Below are 20,397 nucleotides of genomic sequence, written 5' to 3'. Positions count from 1 at the left end.
TACGTGGCCTTTATAGCAGAGATGAAGACCGCCATCGCGTTGTGACATTCGTCTAATTTAAATTTAATTAATTATTATAAAATCGATAGATAAGAGAACATAAACGGGCATACTTCTTGTAGTAGTGTTCTATATTTTAAAATCATAGATATTTGCTATTATTAATTATATGTTGGAGATATAAATGTCCTTAGCTGGCTATTTATCAGAATATTCCTTAGCCGAAATCTTCCATTTCGTGCAAGAGGGTAACAAATCGGGCTTACTCTCGATCGAACCAGAGCGAGGAGCGATCCGATCGCTCAGCGATACTTATTACCTCTCATTTCAAGGCGGACGGATTATGTCTGTCGCCAACAGCACTGGAGCAGAGCATCAAGGTTTGCTCAAAATGATGGAGCAACGACGGTGGCTGACACGAGAAAAAGCTGCTGAATTAGAAACTCAGATGCCTCTACTTCGTCAACCATTGGGCACATATCTCAAATCTGTCAATGTGATTAATACCGAGCAGTTGACATTAATATTTAACTCGCGAGTTGCCGATTTCCAAAATTGCAGAAAAACTCGGATTAGAGAGCACCAAAGTTCAACAGATCGGTTTTCGCTTAAGTTCGATTGGTTTAGTACAGGAAGTCTCCGCCGAGCCAATTCAACCCGCTCGCAACAAAGACCTGGAAACTCTAACCCCCGTCTGCGTGGGTGGTGGCAATGCTACCGTTCCGGTCTCGGCTTCGTTTCTGAGTAATTTAATGGGCTTTCTGAAGAAAAAGGGTTAGACAAATCATGGAAATTATGAATCTAGTTGTCACGGGTACGGTAGGGGCGGGTAAAACCACCTTTATTCGGTCTGTGAGTGAGATCGAAGTTGTAGATACCGACCGACGTGCTACTGATGAAGTAGCCGATCTCAAACAAAATACCACTGTTGCTATGGATTTTGGAACTCTTCAATTTGGCGAAGAGATGGCATTACATATTTATGGAACTCCCGGTCAGACTCGGTTTGACTTTATGTGGGAGATCTTGATCGAGCGCGCTCATGCTTATGTCTTGTTAATTGCCGCTCACCGACCGAGTGAGTTTCATCACGCACGGCGGATTATGAATTTTATGAATCGGCGGGCGCAGATTCCGATGATTATCGGCATCACCCATAGTGATTGTGAAGGGGCTTGGAGTAGTGAAGATATCGCCCTAGCGTTGGGTTATCAAGATGTTACCCAACAACCGCCGCTCGTGCTAGTAAATGCCGCTGAGGGCGAATCAGTCGTGATGGCATTGGTTTCTTTGGTAGAGCATTATATGCAAACTATGGCGGCTGCTACGGCGATGGTTGGTAGCTAAATAAATTCGATTCGATCGTAAAACATTACCACTCGTCGGGCGAATCGTAATGTTTTACTATTTTGCAAGCTAAATATTTACCGATTTAAAAGTATTTTGGAGCTATAAATGTCTCTAACTGGTTATTTGTCAGAATATTCATTAGGCGAAATTTTTAATTTCGTCCAAGAAGGCAACCACACAGGTGTGCTATCGATCGAGTCAGATTGCGATTTGAATCGCGGGCATAGCCACTCGGATAGCAAATCAATCTGCGATTTTTATGAGATCGTTTTCCAAGGCGGACGAATTATGTCTGTGGCGACTCGCGGATTAGATCGGCAAACTTTACTCCAGACGATCGAGAGCAGACAATGGTTATCTACCGCAGATATTACTAAGCTAAAAATGCAGTTAAGTTCGCTAAAACAACCATTAGGTACCTATCTCAAATCTCTAAATGTTATCAATACAGAACAACTGATATTTATATTTAATTCTCAAGTAATTGCCAACTTGTGCAAAATGTTTGTGGAAGTCCATCGTGGACGGTTTAAATTCGACACTCACGCACCATTAGCTTATCGCGAAATGACCGGATTGAGTTTAACAGCCAAACAGGCCACTTTAATGGGATTGAGGCTAATGAAGGATTGGAGTGACTTAACGGCCAAATTACCTGCGGCAGAATCCACACTGCAAAGATTATCTGTCGAACCTGTAGGGGTAAGCCTAGAGCGTACAGAATCGGAGGTTTGGAAACTAGCTGTAGGCGAAATGTCGATCTCAAAAATCGCTAAAAACTTAGGTTTAGAAACCAGCAGAGTCCAACAAATTGGATTTAGACTGAGTATCATTGGTTTAGTTCATGAAGTAGCAGCACCACGATCGATTGATGGTGCAATTAGCAATTTTCACGATCTATCTATCTCCCCAAAACTAACTTTGGCTGGCGATCGTCATGCGGCTGTATCTACTTCATTCTTAAGTAATTTGATGAGCTTTCTCAAGAAAAAAGGTTAAATTCAATCTGTCCTCAAAAAACTGGGTGGGGGCAATTCATGAATTGCCCCCACCCAGTTTTTTGAGGGAACTTTACGCCCTATATTGCTCGGGATCCGGTCAAATCTGGTCTAATTTCTCCCCTAGAGAATTAGCTGTTTGTGCTGGAAAATGAGCTGGAGCGGGTAAATTGAGCTGACGATCGGGATTAGTGCCTGCTGTAAGTTGCGGCTCTACTAGAGCGGCTGTAGTCGCAATTTGGGGTGCTGGTGGCGATGGATTAGCTGAAACTGCCAGATTGTTATTATGAGCGGCGATCGACCATTCCTTGGCTAAACTGATAAGATCCGAAGGAATCATCACCAAGGTGGTGGTGTTATTTTCGGCACCGATTTCGGTCAGCATTTGCAACCGTCGCAATTCTAGTGCGGCGGGATTTTGCATCATTTGTTGAGCGGCCTCGCTCAATAACAATGATGCTTCTTGTTCGGCTTCAGCTTTGATTAGTCGCGCTCGTTTTTCCCGTGCGGCTTCGGCTTCTTTGGCCATCGCACGTTGCATCGAGATCGGAATTTCGACATCTTTTAGTTCCACACGTTCGATCGCGACGCCCCAGGGTTCGGTGATTTCATCGACGATTTCTTGCACTTTGGCGTTGATTTTATCGCGACTTTGGAGCATGTCATCGAGGTTGTGTTGGCCGACAATATTCCGCAAGGTGGTCATCGAAGCTTGATATACCGCCATCTGATAATTTTCTACTTTACTGATGGCTTTCATCGGATCGATAATTCGATAGTAAAGTACCGCATTTATTTTGATAGTGACACTATCGGCAGTAACCGCTTCTTGGGGAGCAATATCGACAGTTTTAGTCCGAATATCGACTTGGACTTTTTGGTCGAGAATCGGCACAATAAAATACAATCCAGGGCCTTTAATTTGTTGAAAGCGTCCCAAGTGAAAGATTACTCCCCGCTCATATTCTCGATCGACTCTAATACCTGACTTGACGATCGCCGCTGCGATCGCTGCTGCAATAATTATGCCAACTTCGCCCATAACATTTATTTAGTGGATAGTTGATAGTTAATAATCGAGTACGAAATATATGCTTACCATAAATTGAGTGTTATTATCTATTTGTTGGGTGAAAATAGATGTTGCTTAAACAAATAAATTAAGTAGGTTGGAACGATCTTTTCAACTACTAGAATTACCTGAGATCCTGATGGTGGGCAGTGCCCACCCTACTTTATTCCCAAAACCTAAATCCTAAAACCTAACTCCCAATTCCCAATTTACCAGCCAATTCTGGACTAAACGGAATAATTGTTGCTGCCATCAAAAAGAGTGCGATCAAACCCCAGGCAGCTCGTGTATCGTTGGGTTCGGTAATTTCATCCAAACTCGGACGCTCCAATCCGCGTTGCAAAAACCCAACTAAAATCAACCAATAGAAAATCACCAGATTAGCTGGATTGAAAAATGCCACGAAGCCTAAAATTACTAAGGTGATCAAAGTGCTGCGTTGAGCTGTTTTGCGTCCGTAGATTGCCTGAACGATTCTGCCACCATCTAGTTGTCCGGCTGGCATCAGATTGAGAGCATTAATTACCAACCCCAACCAACCGATAATTACCAGGGGATGAATCGAGAGGGTGGCTTGATGTGCGGTAGAACCTAAGACAATTTTAGCGATCGCACCGACTAAAATCGAACCTTGCAAAAATTGGGATGGAATTTCTAAACCACTCCCAGCATGAGATAAAAGCAATCCGACAATCAACATCGCCAGTGAGAGTAAGCCGCCAATGGCGGGACCTGCCAAAGCGATATCAAACAGTGTACTGCGATCGGGTACCAGCGATTCAAAGCGGGTAATCGACCCAAACGAGCCAATTTGTCCGGTTGGCAGAAAGAATGGTAATCCGATTTTGACTTGTCGCATTCTAGCGAGGATCTGGTGTCCTAGTTCGTGAGAAATTAGAATCGTCCACACCCCCAACACCAAGGGCAAAATTTCGCGCACGCGATCGGGATGTTCGTAAAAGTCAAAGCCTAAAAACACGCCCATTGCTTCTAAACTAGTAGCAATAGTCGCGATAAACATTACTACAGCGAGAATTTGCTGCGGGACGGTTGCCCCTTGCGGATCGTTGCTGCTGGGTAAGACGACCACTACCGGACGCTCTTCCGGATCGGGAACCATGAACAGACGATACTTATCACCGAGTTTAGTTTGCAACTTTTCTGTCAATCGCCGATGGACGACAGCGGCTTCACCCCGTAAATTACCTTTGAAAATCGCGCCCTGTTGATAGGCGAGAGTTTCGGTGGCATAAAAAGTATCGATGCCGAAAATGCCTTTGATACTGCTCAAATCTGCTTCGGGGATCGTCAGCATGTCCATCGCGATTGACAGGGCTTGGGTGCCCATATCGGCCGGAATTACAGCTTGTTTGCTCTGAGCTTTAGCTTGTTTCTCGGCTATTTTGACTGCTACTTCCGGATCTTGCGCGGCGATGCGGACTCGATTGCCCAACCAGATATACAAACCACTGGAAATCACTAACAAGAACAGAATTCCGGCAAGATTGATATAGAAACCAGCAGCTAACGCCCCAAAGCTTAACAGCCATGGAATCATGAGCACGGCTGACTGCAACCATGATAGAATCCCAAATTTACCCAAGTCTCGATTCCGATAATAACCCCACCCTAGAATACCGAGTGTGATGACTAAAAGAGCGATTGTGGTTGTATTTCCTGCTGTACTCATTTGTGATAATTAGATACTGAAGATCGATCGCGTTGTCTGCGCCACCTCTCTATAGCATGACAGCAATATTCTGTAGCCGCTAGTACGGATTGGAGAACTAGCTATTTAGGCTTTAGGCTTTAGGCTTTAGGCTTTAGGCACTGGAGTAAGGGGTTATCCATTCACCTGTCTCCCCGTCCGATCGCGAGTTTACTTAGTAAGATAGCGGATATCGATGACGGTACCGTTGAAGTTGTAATTGAGTTGATCGATTTCTACCGGAGTACCGATTTTCATTTTGGTATTACCCAACACCAGTCCTTCTTTTGTTTTCTGACCGCTACCCGTCACGGTAATAATCATATCGACACTATAAGAATCGGGTCTGGGATCTTTCATGGCTTTAACCGTACCATCGGCTTGGGGCACGGCCAAATTACGATCGAGCTGACGGACTGATTTAATATCTACTTGTCCGGCTGGCTGGTTGCGGATCACAAAGCTCAACTTGCTCCCCTGACTGAATTGCTGCATCAGAGAGTCGGGATTGAGCACATTTAATCCTCGGACGATGACATCGGCTTCTACTGCTTGAGCTTTATCTTGACCGTTTATTCGTCCGGTATTTCCAGGCGAAAGAAAAATCCCCACGACCACAAATAACATTACTAGGACAGCACCAATGTCGAGGAGGCTGAGTTTACCAAATAATCTTCCTTGTCGATCGAGAATAGGCATAACAATTTTAGAGGAATTTCAAGCTAGACGAACATCGATCGTCAATTCAATGCCAGTATACAGCGATCGGTTGTCGTTTAAATAGCTTAAGCTTCCCAGCGCGCCCCTGGCTACTTAAACTCGATTCTCTCCTCTGCTGTGATGTTCTCGATCGATTAAAGCATTTTATGTTTGACGATCGCCCAGCCACAGAGCGTACCAGCAACCGCAACTGCACTCAGCAAACAGAAAATATGTTTGGTTTTGAAGGATCTTCTCAACCCCCAAGCGGCTGCGCTTAAAATCGTGCCCAAACTGCCACTCCAAGCTACACCTACCAGCGCACCCATCCCTGTAAATCCGCCCCAGATTATGGCTGTAGGCATTAATAACGATTGACTGAGAATGGAAGTAGTTTGGAATAAAGACATCCACTGTAGGGGATTTTGGAAGATCTTGACGATCGCCAGAGCGAGAGCAAATAGCCAAGTAAACGCCCAAGCTTTGAGCCAATCCCAACCCCAGTCAACGGGGATCGAGATTTGACCGATCGCCTCGATCGCTCCTACGATAAACCCACCCACACCGCACACGATCGCCCAATAGATTGCACTGCTTAATAATAACGGTATTAATACGAGCGGGATACAAAAGAGAAACTGCGCTTTGAGTTGAGGCGATTTTGCCCACTCATCTAGTGAAAAATTGGAAAATTGAGAGCGATTGTCGTTACGTTCGGGGCGATCGGCTATGGGTGTTTCTGGGGTAAGATCGGGCAGATTTGCACTAGGCTGGATGGGGTTGCCATCAGCATCGATGAAATTGGGTAGTTGTTTTAGAAACCGATCGATCCCATCGATAAACAGACTCGGTAGCAAGGAATAAGCCAGGAAGAAATAAATGCCTAAAGGTAAAGCCATCGCCAAACCGATCGTGAGGACCGCGATCGATTTACCCCATCCTGCCGTCATGCTCCACCAAAAGCCCAGTATGGCGATCCCGATACTAGTTAACAATACTAGTGGCAAACTTTTAAGTAATTTAGAGTCCGAACCTTCGCCCGATCGAGATTGCGACCAGATAATTAGGCTAGCAGTGCCTCGAAAAGCTCCGGTAATCGGCAATATCCCGATTAAGAGCCAACTCCCATCAGTCGTAGCGCGAGGATCGAGAAATGTGGTTACTGACACACCAATCCCAGCACCGACGATACCGACTAGTACCATCAGCCAGTCAGCAGCAGTTTGTTGTGCGTCTCCCACCCAGCTATAGGTTGCCAGCCAGACGATCGCTATGATGGCAATTGCGCCTAATGCTAGTACGCTTGTAGGTACTACCCCGATCGCACCAGCCGCCCCCGCACATCCGCAAGCCAGAAATAGTCCGATTAACCACACAAATGCGAATAACTGTGGTGGTCGATCGGTCTGAATATGTTGGATGCTAGGGTGAGTCAGGCGTAGATTCCACTGCATAGTTGAGCTGTAAAGATCGATAGCCTTAGTTTGCCCATATTTTGAATAGTTATCGATCTTGTCAATCTCTACGCTCTGATAAGTTGAGCTGTAAAACTGTAAAACTATGCCCATCGATAGTTAGATCGGTAAATTCACACTAAAAAAACTGATATTCAGATGTCTGAGCGGGAATCCATTTCACCAGATATGGTTCCCCCTCCGCTACGGCTAGAGCTTCTACCAAATCCCAATCCCTTCCAGCAGCTAATAGCCGAGTGGCACTGTAGGCAACAAATTGGCGACGATGTTGATGTCCCCAGCGGATAATCTCTCTCGTCTGTTCGGGAGTCGTTTTCATCAGGATCTGAACGTTGGTGCGATCGAATCTACTATTTATCAATTATCAATATCAATTATTGAACTGCTGCTCGATTTGGCGCACGACAGTTAACGCCGAATAACTCACCCCAGCCGTACCTTCCCCTGGATGAGTAGAATCGCCTACCATCCATAATCCGTCTACTGGAATCCGCGTGGCAAAGCCAAATGGCCCAAATGTCGATACTCTTTGCCCGATGCCGCCGACGATACCGCGATCGCGTCCGGTATAATGCTCGAAAGTTCGGGGCGTGCCTGCTTCGGTGACGATAATATTTTCGGGTGCGAGATCGAAATATTCGCCCAATTTAGCGATCGCAGTTGCCGTATATTCAGCCTTCATCGCATCATAATCGACACCCTCGCGGTACCATTTATTGGGATCGACGAATGAAGATGCAATAATCGTCGCTTTGCCGTCGGGTGCGCGTCCGTCACCAGGATGACTGACGGAGACAAATAGGGAATTATTCTCGCCGATGATGCCGTCGTAGTCGTAGAGAAATTGCAGATGTGGCGGACATCCCGCTGGAATTGCCGAATTTTTGACGCCTAAATACACTACAAATGCCCCCGAAGCTTGGGGTAGCGTTTTAACGCGCGATCGATAGCCGTCGATGGATAATAAGGGGATAGGATTGGACTTGGGAGCCGCATCGCCAAGCAATCTAACTAAATCCTGTGCCGTGACATTTGCCACCACTTCGGCGGCAGATTCCGTGCGAGTTTCGCCTGTCTTTTGGTTGCGGATGGTTACCCCTGTGACGCCAGCTTCGTCGCATTCGATCGATTCGACTGTATGCCGCATCAATAACTTGCCCCCATCGCGTTCTAATGAGGCCACCAATCGATCGCTCAAAACTTGCATACTCCCCTGAAGGTGGTAAAGTCCTTGGGGGGTCTGAGACACGCCTAGAGCGGTTGCAGCATATAACAGGGCTGTGTCAGCGGCGGTGACTTGAGAGTAAAGTTTGAGTTGCAAATCGAGAAATGTCCGCAACCGTTTGTCACCACCCAATCCAAACCATTCGAGCGCGTCGCCGACGGTGGAAAGGGTAAATGGGACGGTAATAAGTGTACCCAGTCGCAGTGCGCCCACTAATTGGGTAACATCCCAAAGATTGCGGGGTGGGAGGATCGGATCGCGGCTTTGAAATTCCCAGCTAGCGGTAAATAATTGCTGTAAGAATTTCCAGAATGGTTCGCTACCAGGAAATTGCTGCTGACGTTCGGCTTGCCAACGCTGTGGATCTCGCCAGACATTGATTGGCGTGGTTTCTCCCGGTAAAAATACCGCACAAGCCGGATCGCAGGGTGTGGCTGGCGGTAAGTCGATTTCTAATTCGCTAAAGATTCGATGGTGGATGCCCCCTGGTTCTAATCCAGCTACTTGTGTCGCACCGACATCAAAGGTAAAGCCTTGACGCTTGAATGTAGACGCACAGCCGCCAGGAACGATCGCACTGTCGAATATCGTTACTTCATATCCGCGTTTGGCTAGCAATGCACCTGCTGTCAATCCACCGATGCCAGCACCAATAACTACAACTTTGGGAAGAGACGATTTCGACATTTGCACCAGCGAGGAAATGATTAATAATTGCTGTCTTTATCTTAACATTTCTACACGATCGAGCCAAGGGCGAGGGCTGACAGTTAGCTATGGAATCTCGAATTTAGATCGAACGGCTCATATCGAGATAGGCAAATAGTTTCAACGATCGAGAATCGAGATCGAGAGCCAGTGGAATGTTGATTTCCCAAAATGCGACGTTAGAATGTGGGTATTGAAGTATTTAACTTCTACTTAATCAAGTGTCATCGAGACGCGATCGCCACTAGTGCTATCTTCGCTAGGTGTGAGCGATCGAGTCAACTGCTCATTGTACATATCGACAGAAATTAGGAGAAAAAACATGACTTTTGCCTCAATTTCATCTAACGTCAACCAGCCAGTAAATTCCGCTCTGACAGCTCTGCAAACTATCAAACTATCCAAAACTTCGATCGCTGCTCTAGTGCTAGCGATCTTGGGGCTGACAACCATCCCAAATCTATTGTGGATGGATGCCTCCCATCCCGCCGAACTTACCCCATGCCAAAAACAAGTAGTTGCTGGAGAACTACCAGTAACCAAGTAGCTCATCGAAACGAATTCAATTGCGGCTATTCCTTGCAAACCTAGCTCTACTGAGTCAAATCTACAGCACCAATCGATCGACAATCTTAAATTGTCACGATCGATCGGTGCTTTTTTTGACGATCGATTACAAAATGACTAAATGCAACAGCGATCGTCGCGTCAAAATTCCCAGACTAAAACCACATTTACAACGCATTGATGGTAAGTTTGTGCTATGACTATTAAAAATAACATCCCAACCGAAAAATTTTCAGCGGTGAGGGTTTGGGCGCATCAGCATTGACGTATCTACCATTATATGAATAAACCCCTCGGCTCAGTAATTGAAGGTTCGCTCACTGGTGGCTTGGAAGTAAGGCTGCATCCAGATATCTCTGTGGAAGATATGCGGGTGGGCAAATTTTTGGTGGTGCGAGGGCGACAATATGACTTCTTTTGTCTGTTAACAGATGTCTGTCTGGGGACATCTAGCGATCGGATTTTAGTCAATCCACCCCATCCCGAAGATGACTTTTTGCTCGATGTTTTGTCGGGAAGTGGTACTTACGGCACGGTAAATCTTTCGCCGATGTTGATGCTCAATAAATTTAGCCAAATCCCACCCTCGCTAAATGGTGGTGCGAGTCTCAATGGCAATGGCAAAGGTAAAAAAGCTAAAGGCGAAAATGGCAAAGCTCCCTTAGCGTCCTTTGAAGCCCAAACAAATATGGAATGGGAGCTTTTACCTGTCAAGACAGTTCCCAGCCACTTCAGCCAAGTATTTGATGCCAATGAGAACGACTTTCGATCGGTATTCGGCTGGGAAGACGATCCGACACGCAAGAATTTTTCGATCGGGCAACCATTAGATATGGATGTACCCGTCTGTCTGGATTTAAAGAAGTTTGTCGAGCGCAGTAACGGCGTATTTGGTAAATCGGGGACGGGTAAATCATTTCTGACACGACTATTACTCGCGGGTGTCATCCGCAAAAAAGTTGCTGTCAATCTGATCTTTGACATGCACTCGGAATATGGCTGGGAAGCAGTACAAGAAGGCAAAAATGTCCGCACGGTTAAGGGTTTGCGGCAATTGTTTCCCAATGAGGTAGTCGTCTATACTCTCGATCCCGAATCCAGTCGCGCCCGGGGCATTCGCGATGCGCAGGATCTCTATCTCACTTATGAGATGATCGATATTGAAGATTTACAGTTAGTATCGCGGGAGTTGGGTTTATCAGATGCAGCCTTGGATAATGCGAATATTTTAGCGGCTGAATATGGAAGTAGTTGGATTAGTCGGCTACTGGAGATGACGAATGAAGATATTACGATCTTCTGCGAATCGGGAAAGGGACATAAAGGATCGATCTCCTCTTTACAGCGTAAATTAATGCGACTGGAAAAGCTGAAATATCTACGTCCGATTAGCCGTCAAGATAATCTCAAAAGCTTGATTCAATCGCTCAGTGCTGGCAAAAATGTCGTGATCGAATTTGGCAATCAGTCAGATTTATTATCTTATATGCTGGTGACAAATATGCTCACCCGCCGGATTCATAAGTTATACGTAAATAAAGCCGAACAATATCTCCAAAGTAAACAAGAATCCGATCGACCATATCCCTTAATTATCACGATCGAAGAAGCACACAGATTCTTAGATCCAGCCATTGCCAAGAGTACCATCTTCGGCACGATCGCCCGCGAAATGCGGAAGTTTTTCGTGACATTACTAATCGTCGATCAACGTCCATCGGGTATCGATAACGAAATTATGTCCCAAATCGGTACGCGAATTACGGCGTTAATTAACGATGAAAAAGATATCGACGCGATCTTTACAGGCGTATCCGGCGCACAGGGATTGAAGTCTGTCTTGGCAAAGTTAGATTCCAAGCAACAAGCCTTAGTCTTAGGACATGCCGTACCGATGCCAGTAGTCGTTCGCACTCGTCCCTACGACCAAAAATTCTACGAAGAAATCGGCGATCCTGATTGGGGCACTAAGTCGGATGAGGAAATTTTGGTGGCAGCGAAAGCAGCTCAAATGGATTTAGGATTTTAGGGCTGCTAAATACAACAGGTCAAATGCTCTTGACATCGATTAAAATATAGTTATCAACTTAGTGGCATTGGAGAAAGCCCAGATGGTTGCAGTTACATTCTCTATACCTGAAGATCTACAAACTTTCATTGAAAGTCAGACTGTAAAAAATGGATTTCCGTCTACAGATCATTATCTACGTAACCTTCTCGATCGAGAAAGAGAAAGAGAACGACTCGAAGGAATGCTAATTGAAGGACTCGAAAGTGGCGAACCTATCGAAGTTAATGATGACTGGTGGGAGCAGAAACGCTCTAGTCTCATCAAACCATGAGCTTGCGTCTTCAGATATCGCCTCTTGCTAGTCAAGATTTTGACGAGATTTATACATATATTTCTCAGAACAATCCTGATGCTGCTTTACGATTTTTTGATGCTGCTCGTAAAACCTTTGCCAAGATAGCCACTACACCAAGCTTAGGACGTATTTATCCAACTCAAAATCAAAGTCTGATAGGACTACGACAGTGGGGTGTCAAAGGATTTAAGAAATATATAATTTTCTATCTCACTAGAGAAGATGTGTTAATTATCATTCGGATTATTCATGGTTCGCGCGACTTTTCTACGTTGCTATAATATAGTGAATTAGGATGTGTGAATGGGAAATCATTACGCAAACGTTACTGTTTATAACGTTACTCAAGAAAAAATAGTCGATTATTTGTCAAGCCTAAAGAGAACTGCTTTTATATCTCCTACTATAAATAAATTCACGGTAATTTACGATCGAGATATCTCCGCTGATTGTAATGAGAAGCTATTTCCGGTAAGTCAGATCTCTAATTTTTTCAACTGTGCGGTAATGGCTGCATATCTACATGATAGTAGTGAATTTGGATATAAACTTTACTTGAATGGTGAGTCGATCGATACTTATAATAGCGATTGTGTCGAAAATGAAGCAGTTAGTAAATATGACAAAGCTAAGAAAATAACTGAAATCTTTGAATGCTCCGATAGATTACTAGCGATCGATAATATTTTGAGTAAATCTAGCGCATTATCCACCGAAACGCTAATTAATTATCTTGATAACTATGATAAATTTGGAGTCGATATTTAATAAATTATACTTCATTTCCATTGGAGGAATTAAGGCATGAAGCATTAATAATAAAGATTGGTGCTCATCCATGCTGGGCAGTAGGAATAGACTATAACAACATCATTTATGGTGACTTAGAATGTCATTTTAGCGAGCGCGACATGGATTTTAACGAAGCGATCTCCATGTTAATATCGACGGTCGTTAACTGACAAGAAATATCAAATCTTATTTTATCTTAAGTAATTTAGTGTAGATCTGGGGGCACCCCTACCGATTAATTATGTAGGGGTGCCCCTTGTGGGTACCCTGGATTGAAACTAAGCACTAGTAGATCTAAACGTCAAACTGATGCAAGATGTCTGAAATTCTATTTTCCCTTATTCAGTTTACGACGTCGAACTCTAGCCGCAATTGTAGCTCGATCGACAGGGAAACCAGCCATCGGAATTACTTGATATTGACGTTCTGCTTCTAGTTTCTTTAACTCTGTATAATCGACCCACTGAATGCAGTTTACTGGACAAGTATCGATCGCTTCTTGGATCGTATCTTCGAGATCGCCATCTTGACGAACTACCCTCGCTCTGCCGTGCTCCGGCTCGATATAAAACGTATTGCGAGCTGTATGAGCGCAATGCAAACACCCGATACAAGTCAGCTCATCAACATAGACACCTTTCTGTCGCCATACCCCACCGAGTTCCGGCTCAAAACCCGATCGATCTTCTGCGTCGCGCAAAAAGCCGCCTAGTTCTGGCTCGAAACCAGATTGGTTACCATCTAATGGTGGGGTAAAATCAGACATGAGTTATGCACTCCAGCGTTGAACTACTAGCTTAATCGAACCGTCTTGTTGATTGCGTTCTTCAGCGACTTGAAAACCTTGCTTGGTCGCTTCAGTTACAACTGTATGATAAGCGTATCGCTGAGTCACTTGACTCAAAAAGCGATCGACCGACCAATTTTGCTGCCAGAATTGGAGATCGGCAATGAGTTCGTACTCGTTATTGCCATTGCTGCTAAAGCCGATATCGTAGCCATTTTCTTGCTCGATGACGACTGCGGCGGTGCGAGTATCGCCTTGGTAACCGCGCACGGCTTGAGGGCCAGTTTTCCAATCGATACCGAGATCTGTCAATGCAGCCGTGAGTGATTCTACATTGCGGATCTTGGTCTTGATATTGCTAAAGTGGGACATATAAATTTAGTTGATAGTTGAAAGTTGACAGTCGATCGCTGGGTGCTGGTAACAGGCAATTAAATCCTCTACTCATAAAGACCGATCGACAGGTGTTGACGATCGATATACATCTTTAGCATTGCTACCAAGAGGCTCTCAAGTTACCAAGTAGCTTGAGTCGTGGCAGTGGCTGTTAGTTCGATATTTTGAGCAAAATATTCCGCAGTTTGTTCTTGGCTGACTACATGACCTAGTTCAGATTCGATCGCTGCTGTTACTACGGTGCAAGACTGACCCACTACACCAGTGACTTTTTCCTGCACTCTGCCATCTGGATAGATGATAAACTCTAGCGTCTCCATGCTCATCGGTTCTGTAAATCCTCCAAAATTACGCACTCGATCGTCATTATATTTAGTCTGAGCAAAATAGTTTAGACCCGATCGGTAGATGATTTTTATGAATATCTTTCGATGGCGATCGATATTCTTCACCAAGGCAGATCGAATCGAGGCTAGCTAAAACTTGGTAAAAGTTATTATTTAGTTAAGTTGTTACTTGCATTATAAGTAAGTTTCCCTTAACTGAAGAGCGGCGTCAAGTTTTGTGAAGTTTTATCATTATCGATCCCCAGATAGTGGTCTAGGGCGTAAATCTAGTTGGTAGTTTGGTGGGGGATCTGGGAGTTGGGAGTGATTAGGTGTACCAAATTGTCTCGACTTGTCGTGCCAAAGCTGCTGCTTGGATGCGGTAATCTTGTCGATCTAGTGTGGCATCCGCACCGACTAAAATCGTTACATGACCGAGTTTGCGCCCTATTCGCGACTGCTTCCCGTACCAATGGACGTAAGCATTGGGAATCGCTGAGATCTGCTGGCGGTGGCTGAGATAGTCGCTTTGACTATCTTCATAACCCAGCAAATTAACCATCACCGCAGCCCCACAGGTAAGTTCTGTGCTGCCCAAGGGTAAGCCAGCAACAGCCCGAATCAGTTGGCTAAATTGCGAAGTAGCGCAAGCTTCGATCGTTAAATGTCCCGAATTGTGCGTGCGCGGGGCAATTTCATTGACCGAAACTTTCCCGTCAGCAGTGGCAAATAATTCAATCCCAAAGATACCAACTGCGCCTAGACTAGTGAGTAGTTTGGATGCGATCGAGTTACAAGTATCGATCGTCGCAGCGGGTAAATCTTCGATCGTAAATACCCGCCGACATACTTGGTTTTCTTGTTGAGTCTCCAGGATTGGATAGGTAACTACGTCCCCATTGACACCTCTAGCGGCAATGACGGCCAACTCGCGATCGAAGTTGACAAATTCTTCCACCAAAAATGGCGTGTCTGGATAACGATGGTAGAGGCTTTCTAGCGCAGATTTATCTTTGATGATAAATGTCCCCTGTCCGTCATAACCATTGCGTCTGGCTTTGACAACGACCGGAAATTCAAATCCTGGGGGTAATTCCGCTTGCTCTAGTAGCGCAAACTTCGGCACTGGCAAACCCAAATCTCGCAAGTAGCAACGCTGGGTATATTTATCTAGTAACGGAGCTAAAGCTGATAACGGTGGCAGAAAACAAGCATCACCCGTTGCGGCGAGTTTGCCCAATCCATCGAGATCGACAAACTCATTCTCAAACGTAATGACGTCGCATTTTGTCGCTAGCTTGGCTGTCGCTGCGACATCTGCTACATCTGCCAAGACTGTCTCTGCCGCCAAGCTAACAGCGACGTCATCAGAGTGGGGCGTCTGTACGACTAGTTCTATTCCCAATTCCTGGGCAGCACTAGCCATCATCCACGCTAATTGTCCGCCACCAATTACACCAATTCGTTTCATTTCACTTCTTGCCAACTGAACCTTTATTTTGGGGATTTACTCTATACCCCAACCCCCCTTATTGAAACCATTTGAGATCTTTCAAGCGATTCTGGTGGGGGACGGCAGGTTTTGTTCGATATCTAATTGTCCGATCGACATTAAATAGCATAAACCCGCATCTACAGACCCATATCAGGATAACATCATCTCCGCAGCGTCTATTTATTTACAGCCGAGAGAATCGCGGGTGGCTACGCCAGTTTTGGAATTCACCCCAGTGGCGATTTGACAAAGTTCTTTCTGTTGGAGCTTCCCTAAAATCGCATCGGTAAAGTCTGCGCCAGCGATATTAACATCTGTAAATGTCGATCGCAGCATCATCGCTTCCACAAAAACAGCATCGCTCAAATCTGCACCGACAAACCTAACTTGATCCAGCAAACCTTGAGTGAGATTTGCACCATGGAGATTGGTACGGTTTAAGGTTGAGGAACTGATTACTACACCTGTCAGGTCTGCACCAGCAAAGTTGGTATCATCTAACTTTGCGGTCGTAAATACCGCTGTCTGTAAATTTTTCCCTGAAAAATCTTCACCGTTGAGTACGGCATTATCATAGGAAAGTGATGGCTTGTATTGAGATGTTCCTCCCGCTGCGTAAGCGTTGCCACCTCCTGGTAGCATTACCTGGCCGGGAAAGAATACTAAAATGGAAGCAAGGATAAGAGCGATAATAGTAGGCATATATTCTAGTAAACAGTTGTGTTGCGACTCGACAAAGCCGACGCTATGCGATCGCAAAATAGTGAAGCTCGAATCTGGACAAGTTAGATATAGCCAGATTTTTACATTCCTTAACATTCACAGTTTATCGCAAAAATAGGGTTGACGATCTAGGCTGGATACTTCAGAATATTTGCTCCAACTCAAATCCGATCGCGACCTGTCCGTATCTACAGCAGATAAGATTAAGGTATGCGCTCGATCGAGGTAAAATCGGTCAATTACAATCCGCTGTGCCGATGTCCGACACCATCCCGAGTCTCGACAAATCCTAGATGCTTTCGTATCGATGTCAACCACTCAGCCGTGACTTTGACACCATCGAATCAAGAACTATGACTCAAACTCTTGCTAACCAACATCTTCCGCCAGCAGCAATCGATCGAATTGTCAATTAGTTACCTGACTACATCAAAACGGCTCTGCTCGAAAAGTCCAGCGAACTAGAGGCTTCAACTGAAATGGCGATTTCTAGTTTTCTAGATGAAGAAGGATTAAGTTTTGAGGATTGTTTGCTAGATAAACGTCTAAAAGATTCTGCTACGAATACTCACTAGCCTCTATGTTCAAAATACTCATCAACTGGGTTCTCAATGCGATCGCGTTCCTAATTACGCAACGGATTATCGACCATTTTTTACCAGGACAGTTTCGGCTGCGCGATTTTGTCACAGCAATGATTGCGGCTTTAGTGCTGGGTTTGATTAATAGTACCGTGAGTCCGATTCTAAAGTTTCTCACATTTCCCTTAACGATTCTCACATTGGGACTGTCTTCGCTGGCAATTAATGTCCTGTGTTTGATGTTTGTCTCGTGGTATGTGCCTGGATTTCAAATTGCTGGCATCGTTCCGGCAATTGCTGGCTCGTTCGTGCTATCGATCGTGTCAACCTTGCTAAATTGGTTTGTGAAGTAGAGATATCTCAAGTTTGCACGGCAAATTTGTCGGGATGAATACCATGATTTACCCAAGTAATCGCGGCTTCGGCACTCGTCATCTCTGGCGGTACTCGGAGGATATGAATATGCCCCGTCGATGGGCAAGTCATCTTGAGTAATACTATCGGTTCTCGATCGATAAATCTACGAGTGTGTCGATTGTATATGGCTTCAACTCCATCAATTTTCAATAAAGTATATTCTCTCCAATTATTGAGAGTACTTGCATCTAACTCTTCGCATATTTTCTCATATCCTACTTGCTCGACTAAAACACGTCTAATCTCGGCGTTATCTTCATCTAATAACCACTCGGATTTCCAATCACTAAAATTCATCCAGTATCGACGAGGTAAATCCAAGTTTAGAAATCTAACTGTTTCCAAGTTTGGTAAATCTTTCAATACTGATATATCTATCAAAGGATTATGGTTTAGATTGATGTAGATTAAATTAACAAGTCTGCGGGTATTTCTGGGTAAATTAGTAATACTGTTTCCATCCAAATGAAGATATTCTAAATCACTCATGTTAACAATATTTTCTGGAAAAGTATCTAGTACCGAGCGGCGTAAATCCTAGTACTATTCTGAGAAGAGTTGGGAGGAAAGGAGAGTATAGGCAATGGTTGCTTTACTTATGCCGTCGAGTACTAGTAAGTTATTACTAAGATGCAGCTCTCTTAAGCTAGTCAAATTTTTGATTGTTTCTGGTAAGCTAGTGACGACTGACATCAAGATAAATTTGATTAAAATTCAGGGTTAGTTTGTAGATTGGGTAAAACGAATGTTAAGCCAAACATCTGCACGCGATTTCGTTGTGGTTGTTGGGTTTCGCTTTGCTTTACCCAACCTACAAAATTTTTGCACTGTGCCGAACAGGTGCAGGTTTGGCTCTCACCCCCTAAACACCAACGCACAAAATCCCCTCCTCGGAGCGACGCATCGAACGGGAGGTTCCCTCCCGTTTGTGTGCGTCAAGACAGGGGTGCCCGTAGGTCGGGGTGGGTAGATCTCCGCTTTTACCCACCCCATCAACTCCGATTGTGAAGTAGCTCTTGGGTAATCGGGTCAATTCCACTAAAATTACTATAGTCTCGATCGCCTATAAGTACGAAAATACTTAAAATTTAGCTTTATAACCGTTGGGAGAAAAAATTGGTTTCTACATCTAATTTGAAAACTACAAAATCTGAAGAAATATTCGCAGCCGCTCAGAAGCTGATGCCAGGTGGGGTAAACTCCCCCGTGCGGGCGTTTAAATCTGTTGGCGGACAACCAATTGTATTCGATCGCGTCAAAGATGCTTATGTCTGGGACGTAGATGGCAATCAGTATATAGATTATGTGGGCAGTTGGGGGCCAGCAATCTGCGGACACGCTAACCCAGAAGTGATCGCAGCTTTACACGACGCACTTGCCAAAGGCACGAGCTTTGGTGCGCCCTGCTACCTCGAAAACGTCCTTGCAGAGATGGTGATCGCAGCCGTTCCGAGCGTGGAAATGGTGCGGTTTGTCAATTCCGGCACGGAAGCTTGTATGGCTGTCCTGCGGCTGATGCGTGCCTTTACCGGACGCGATAAGATCGTCAAGTTTGAAGGCTGCTATCACGGACATGCGGACATGTTCTTGGTCAAAGCTGGGTCGGGTGTGGCTACGCTCGGTTTGCCCGATTCCCCTGGCGTACCAAAATCGACGACCGCCGATACCCTGACGGCACCTTATAACGATTTAGAAGCTGTCAAAGCTCTATTTGCTGCCAATCCCGACAGCATTGCTGGCGTGATTTTGGAGCCTGTGGTGGGGAATGCTGGTTTTATCGTTCCCGATGCTGGTTTTCTCGAAGGCTTGCGGTTGATTACTCAAGAATACGGCGCGTTGCTGGTATTCGATGAAGTGATGACTGGCTTCCGCATCTCTTACGGCGGCGCACAACAGAGATTTGGCGTGACGCCAGATCTGACGACGATGGGTAAAGTCATCGGCGGTGGGTTACCTGTCGGAGCCTATGGCGGACGCAAGGATATCATGTCGATGGTCGCACCTGCGGGGCCGATGTATCAAGCCGGGACGCTATCGGGCAACCCATTGGCAATGACGGCAGGGATTAAAACGCTGGAATTGTTGCAAAAACCTGGTGCTTATGAGTACTTGGATAAAATCACCAAACGGTTGGCGGATGGATTAGTTCAAATCGCCAAAGAAACCGGACATGCGGCTTGTGGTGGCAATATCAGTGGGATGTTTGGGTTATTCTTCTGTGAAGGGCCAGTTCACAATTTTGAAGATGCCAAGCATTCGGATGTCACTAAATTCGGTCGCTTCCATCGCGGAATGTTAGAGCATGGCATTTATTTAGCACCATCGCAGTTTGAGGCTGGTTTTACTTCGCTAGCACATACCGAAGAAGATATCGATCGCACTTTGGCTGCTGCTAAAATGGTCATGTCTCAAATGTAACTAGTGGTTACATTTGAGACCTGGGGGGTACCCACAAGGGGCACCCCTACACGATTAACCTGTAGGGGTGCCCCTTGTGGGTACCCTGAGATTGTCGCAGTAACGATTGTCTTCGCATTGGCACAAATTTAGGCTGGCGAGGATATTGGGTTTCGTGCCTATACCCAACCAACACACCTCAACATCCCTCCATAACATCTACTGATAGAAGATTTCGCGAAAGGCCAGATCTCGATCTGATGCCCATTCATCGAATAAATAAATCGGACGATCTTTGAGAAAGGCAGTAAGTAA

23 protein-coding genes are annotated in these 20,397 nt (G+C 45.2%); 11 read left to right on the top strand and 12 right to left on the bottom strand.

Translation table 11 applies throughout. The features are described 5' to 3' along the window. The first annotated feature begins 184 nt into the window (after positions 1-184). From CHA6605_RS12450 to CHA6605_RS12440, 3 genes are all read left to right on the top strand, one after another. Positions 185-748, top strand: a complete 564-nt coding sequence (locus tag CHA6605_RS12450; protein ID WP_015159794.1) for a DUF4388 domain-containing protein — start codon at positions 185-187, stop codon at positions 746-748. Between the two features lie 38 nt (positions 749-786). Beyond that, a complete protein-coding gene (locus tag CHA6605_RS12445) occupies positions 787-1,347 on the top strand; it encodes a GTP-binding protein (RefSeq protein WP_015159793.1) in 561 nt (186 codons plus the stop codon). Positions 1,348-1,455: 108 nt separating this feature from the next. Next, positions 1,456-2,349, top strand: coding sequence for a DUF4388 domain-containing protein (locus tag CHA6605_RS12440; RefSeq protein ID WP_015159792.1), 894 nt, complete (start codon positions 1,456-1,458; stop codon positions 2,347-2,349). A 99-nt stretch (positions 2,350-2,448) separates the two neighbouring features. On the opposite strand, the gene CHA6605_RS12435 is transcribed toward CHA6605_RS12440, so the two are convergent. The 6 genes from CHA6605_RS12435 to crtD form a co-directional block, all read right to left on the bottom strand. Further along, on the bottom strand, positions 2,449-3,390 hold the full coding sequence (locus tag CHA6605_RS12435) for a slipin family protein (protein WP_015159791.1): 942 nt from the start codon (positions 3,388-3,390) through the stop codon (positions 2,449-2,451). Positions 3,391-3,610: 220 nt separating this feature from the next. Next, complete coding sequence (locus tag CHA6605_RS12430) at positions 3,611-5,110, bottom strand: site-2 protease family protein (protein WP_015159790.1); 1,500 nt, start codon at positions 5,108-5,110, stop codon at positions 3,611-3,613. 189 nt (positions 5,111-5,299) lie between these two features. Next, positions 5,300-5,827, bottom strand: a complete 528-nt coding sequence (locus CHA6605_RS12425) for a DUF4330 domain-containing protein (RefSeq protein ID WP_015159789.1) — start codon at positions 5,825-5,827, stop codon at positions 5,300-5,302. Between the two features lie 155 nt (positions 5,828-5,982). Further along, positions 5,983-7,281, bottom strand: coding sequence for a hypothetical protein (locus CHA6605_RS12420; protein ID WP_157259973.1), 1,299 nt, complete (start codon positions 7,279-7,281; stop codon positions 5,983-5,985). A gap of 139 nt (positions 7,282-7,420) precedes the next feature. Next, the gene (locus CHA6605_RS12415; RefSeq protein ID WP_015159787.1) at positions 7,421-7,621 is read right to left on the bottom strand and encodes a hypothetical protein; all 201 of its coding nucleotides are present in this window, start codon (positions 7,619-7,621) and stop codon (positions 7,421-7,423) included. Positions 7,622-7,672: 51 nt separating this feature from the next. Then, a complete protein-coding gene (gene crtD, locus CHA6605_RS12410) occupies positions 7,673-9,214 on the bottom strand; it encodes a C-3',4' desaturase CrtD (protein WP_015159786.1) in 1,542 nt (513 codons plus the stop codon). Positions 9,215-9,557: 343 nt separating this feature from the next. Between crtD and CHA6605_RS34100 the strand changes: the two genes are divergently transcribed. The 6 genes from CHA6605_RS34100 to CHA6605_RS34090 all read left to right on the top strand — a co-directional run bounded on the left by CHA6605_RS34100 (position 9,558) and on the right by CHA6605_RS34090 (position 12,936). Then, a complete protein-coding gene (locus CHA6605_RS34100; protein WP_015159785.1) occupies positions 9,558-9,782 on the top strand; it encodes a hypothetical protein in 225 nt (74 codons plus the stop codon). A gap of 19 nt (positions 9,783-9,801) precedes the next feature. Continuing rightward, the gene (locus tag CHA6605_RS34095) at positions 9,802-10,002 is read left to right on the top strand and encodes a hypothetical protein (RefSeq protein ID WP_157259972.1); all 201 of its coding nucleotides are present in this window, start codon (positions 9,802-9,804) and stop codon (positions 10,000-10,002) included. A gap of 80 nt (positions 10,003-10,082) precedes the next feature. Further along, positions 10,083-11,831 (top strand): helicase HerA domain-containing protein, encoded by a 1,749-nt coding sequence (locus CHA6605_RS12400; protein WP_015159784.1) that lies wholly within the window; start codon positions 10,083-10,085, stop codon positions 11,829-11,831. 82 nt (positions 11,832-11,913) lie between these two features. Further along, the gene (locus CHA6605_RS12395) at positions 11,914-12,144 is read left to right on the top strand and encodes a ribbon-helix-helix domain-containing protein (RefSeq protein WP_015159783.1); all 231 of its coding nucleotides are present in this window, start codon (positions 11,914-11,916) and stop codon (positions 12,142-12,144) included. Then, positions 12,141-12,449: a type II toxin-antitoxin system RelE/ParE family toxin gene (locus CHA6605_RS12390; RefSeq protein ID WP_015159782.1), complete on the top strand. Its 309-nt coding sequence runs from the start codon at positions 12,141-12,143 to the stop codon at positions 12,447-12,449. Before CHA6605_RS12395 ends, CHA6605_RS12390 begins: the two co-directional genes overlap by 4 nt. A 22-nt stretch (positions 12,450-12,471) precedes the next feature. Then, positions 12,472-12,936 (top strand): hypothetical protein, encoded by a 465-nt coding sequence (locus tag CHA6605_RS34090; RefSeq protein ID WP_015159781.1) that lies wholly within the window; start codon positions 12,472-12,474, stop codon positions 12,934-12,936. 352 nt (positions 12,937-13,288) lie between these two features. On the opposite strand, the gene CHA6605_RS12380 is transcribed toward CHA6605_RS34090, so the two are convergent. The 5 genes from CHA6605_RS12380 to CHA6605_RS31585 form a co-directional block, all read right to left on the bottom strand. Beyond that, positions 13,289-13,726 (bottom strand): ferredoxin, encoded by a 438-nt coding sequence (locus tag CHA6605_RS12380; RefSeq protein ID WP_015159780.1) that lies wholly within the window; start codon positions 13,724-13,726, stop codon positions 13,289-13,291. A gap of 3 nt (positions 13,727-13,729) precedes the next feature. After that, a complete protein-coding gene (locus CHA6605_RS12375; protein ID WP_015159779.1) occupies positions 13,730-14,119 on the bottom strand; it encodes a DUF1257 domain-containing protein in 390 nt (129 codons plus the stop codon). A 143-nt stretch (positions 14,120-14,262) separates the two neighbouring features. Then, entirely contained in the window at positions 14,263-14,469 is a 207-nt protein-coding gene (locus tag CHA6605_RS12370) for a DUF2997 domain-containing protein (RefSeq protein WP_015159778.1), read from the bottom strand. 328 nt (positions 14,470-14,797) lie between these two features. Next, entirely contained in the window at positions 14,798-15,940 is a 1,143-nt protein-coding gene (locus CHA6605_RS12365) for a 5-(carboxyamino)imidazole ribonucleotide synthase (protein ID WP_015159777.1), read from the bottom strand. Positions 15,941-16,144: 204 nt separating this feature from the next. Beyond that, positions 16,145-16,666: a pentapeptide repeat-containing protein gene (locus CHA6605_RS31585; RefSeq protein ID WP_232432258.1), complete on the bottom strand. Its 522-nt coding sequence runs from the start codon at positions 16,664-16,666 to the stop codon at positions 16,145-16,147. A 601-nt stretch (positions 16,667-17,267) separates the two neighbouring features. Here CHA6605_RS31585 and CHA6605_RS12355 point away from each other — a divergent pair. After that, positions 17,268-17,621 carry a phage holin family protein gene (locus CHA6605_RS12355; RefSeq protein WP_015159775.1) on the top strand — a complete coding sequence of 118 codons (354 nt, stop codon included), beginning with the start codon at positions 17,268-17,270 and terminating at the stop codon, positions 17,619-17,621. A 7-nt stretch (positions 17,622-17,628) separates the two neighbouring features. Here the strand turns inward: CHA6605_RS12355 and CHA6605_RS12350 are convergent, their stop codons facing one another. Continuing rightward, positions 17,629-18,174 (bottom strand): leucine-rich repeat domain-containing protein, encoded by a 546-nt coding sequence (locus tag CHA6605_RS12350; RefSeq protein WP_015159774.1) that lies wholly within the window; start codon positions 18,172-18,174, stop codon positions 17,629-17,631. Between the two features lie 627 nt (positions 18,175-18,801). Between CHA6605_RS12350 and hemL the strand changes: the two genes are divergently transcribed. Continuing rightward, positions 18,802-20,103: a glutamate-1-semialdehyde 2,1-aminomutase gene (gene hemL / locus CHA6605_RS12345; RefSeq protein ID WP_015159772.1), complete on the top strand. Its 1,302-nt coding sequence runs from the start codon at positions 18,802-18,804 to the stop codon at positions 20,101-20,103. Positions 20,104-20,397: the final 294 nt, after the last annotated feature.

It is taken from the genome of Chamaesiphon minutus PCC 6605, assembly GCF_000317145.1.
In the GTDB taxonomy this organism is placed as follows: domain Bacteria; phylum Cyanobacteriota; class Cyanobacteriia; order Cyanobacteriales; family Chamaesiphonaceae; genus Chamaesiphon; species Chamaesiphon minutus.
The sequence above is the reverse complement of the archived record's forward strand: the minus strand, read 5'-3'. Positions and strand labels throughout refer to the sequence as shown.

Excerpts from the sequence above, each read along its gene's own strand:
- CHA6605_RS12450 (WP_015159794.1), top strand. The coding sequence starts at position 185 with ATGTCCTTAGCTGGCTATTTATCAGAATATTCCTTAGCCGAAATCTTC.
- CHA6605_RS12445 (WP_015159793.1), top strand. The coding sequence starts at position 787 with ATGGAAATTATGAATCTAGTTGTCACGGGTACGGTAGGGGCGGGTAAA.
- CHA6605_RS12440 (WP_015159792.1), top strand. The coding sequence starts at position 1,456 with ATGTCTCTAACTGGTTATTTGTCAGAATATTCATTAGGCGAAATTTTT.
- CHA6605_RS12435 (WP_015159791.1), bottom strand. The coding sequence starts at position 3,390 with ATGGGCGAAGTTGGCATAATTATTGCAGCAGCGATCGCAGCGGCGATC.
- CHA6605_RS12430 (WP_015159790.1), bottom strand. The coding sequence starts at position 5,110 with ATGAGTACAGCAGGAAATACAACCACAATCGCTCTTTTAGTCATCACA.
- CHA6605_RS12425 (WP_015159789.1), bottom strand. The coding sequence starts at position 5,827 with ATGCCTATTCTCGATCGACAAGGAAGATTATTTGGTAAACTCAGCCTC.
- CHA6605_RS12420 (WP_157259973.1), bottom strand. The coding sequence starts at position 7,281 with ATGCAGTGGAATCTACGCCTGACTCACCCTAGCATCCAACATATTCAG.
- CHA6605_RS12415 (WP_015159787.1), bottom strand. The coding sequence starts at position 7,621 with ATGAAAACGACTCCCGAACAGACGAGAGAGATTATCCGCTGGGGACAT.
- crtD (WP_015159786.1), bottom strand. The coding sequence starts at position 9,214 with ATGTCGAAATCGTCTCTTCCCAAAGTTGTAGTTATTGGTGCTGGCATC.
- CHA6605_RS34100 (WP_015159785.1), top strand. The coding sequence starts at position 9,558 with ATGACTTTTGCCTCAATTTCATCTAACGTCAACCAGCCAGTAAATTCC.
- CHA6605_RS12400 (WP_015159784.1), top strand. The coding sequence starts at position 10,083 with ATGAATAAACCCCTCGGCTCAGTAATTGAAGGTTCGCTCACTGGTGGC.
- CHA6605_RS12395 (WP_015159783.1), top strand. The coding sequence starts at position 11,914 with ATGGTTGCAGTTACATTCTCTATACCTGAAGATCTACAAACTTTCATT.
- CHA6605_RS12390 (WP_015159782.1), top strand. The coding sequence starts at position 12,141 with ATGAGCTTGCGTCTTCAGATATCGCCTCTTGCTAGTCAAGATTTTGAC.
- CHA6605_RS34090 (WP_015159781.1), top strand. The coding sequence starts at position 12,472 with ATGGGAAATCATTACGCAAACGTTACTGTTTATAACGTTACTCAAGAA.
- CHA6605_RS12380 (WP_015159780.1), bottom strand. The coding sequence starts at position 13,726 with ATGTCTGATTTTACCCCACCATTAGATGGTAACCAATCTGGTTTCGAG.
- CHA6605_RS12375 (WP_015159779.1), bottom strand. The coding sequence starts at position 14,119 with ATGTCCCACTTTAGCAATATCAAGACCAAGATCCGCAATGTAGAATCA.
- CHA6605_RS12370 (WP_015159778.1), bottom strand. The coding sequence starts at position 14,469 with ATGAGCATGGAGACGCTAGAGTTTATCATCTATCCAGATGGCAGAGTG.
- CHA6605_RS12365 (WP_015159777.1), bottom strand. The coding sequence starts at position 15,940 with ATGAAACGAATTGGTGTAATTGGTGGCGGACAATTAGCGTGGATGATG.
- CHA6605_RS31585 (WP_232432258.1), bottom strand. The coding sequence starts at position 16,666 with ATGCCTACTATTATCGCTCTTATCCTTGCTTCCATTTTAGTATTCTTT.
- CHA6605_RS12355 (WP_015159775.1), top strand. The coding sequence starts at position 17,268 with ATGTTCAAAATACTCATCAACTGGGTTCTCAATGCGATCGCGTTCCTA.
- CHA6605_RS12350 (WP_015159774.1), bottom strand. The coding sequence starts at position 18,174 with ATGAGTGATTTAGAATATCTTCATTTGGATGGAAACAGTATTACTAAT.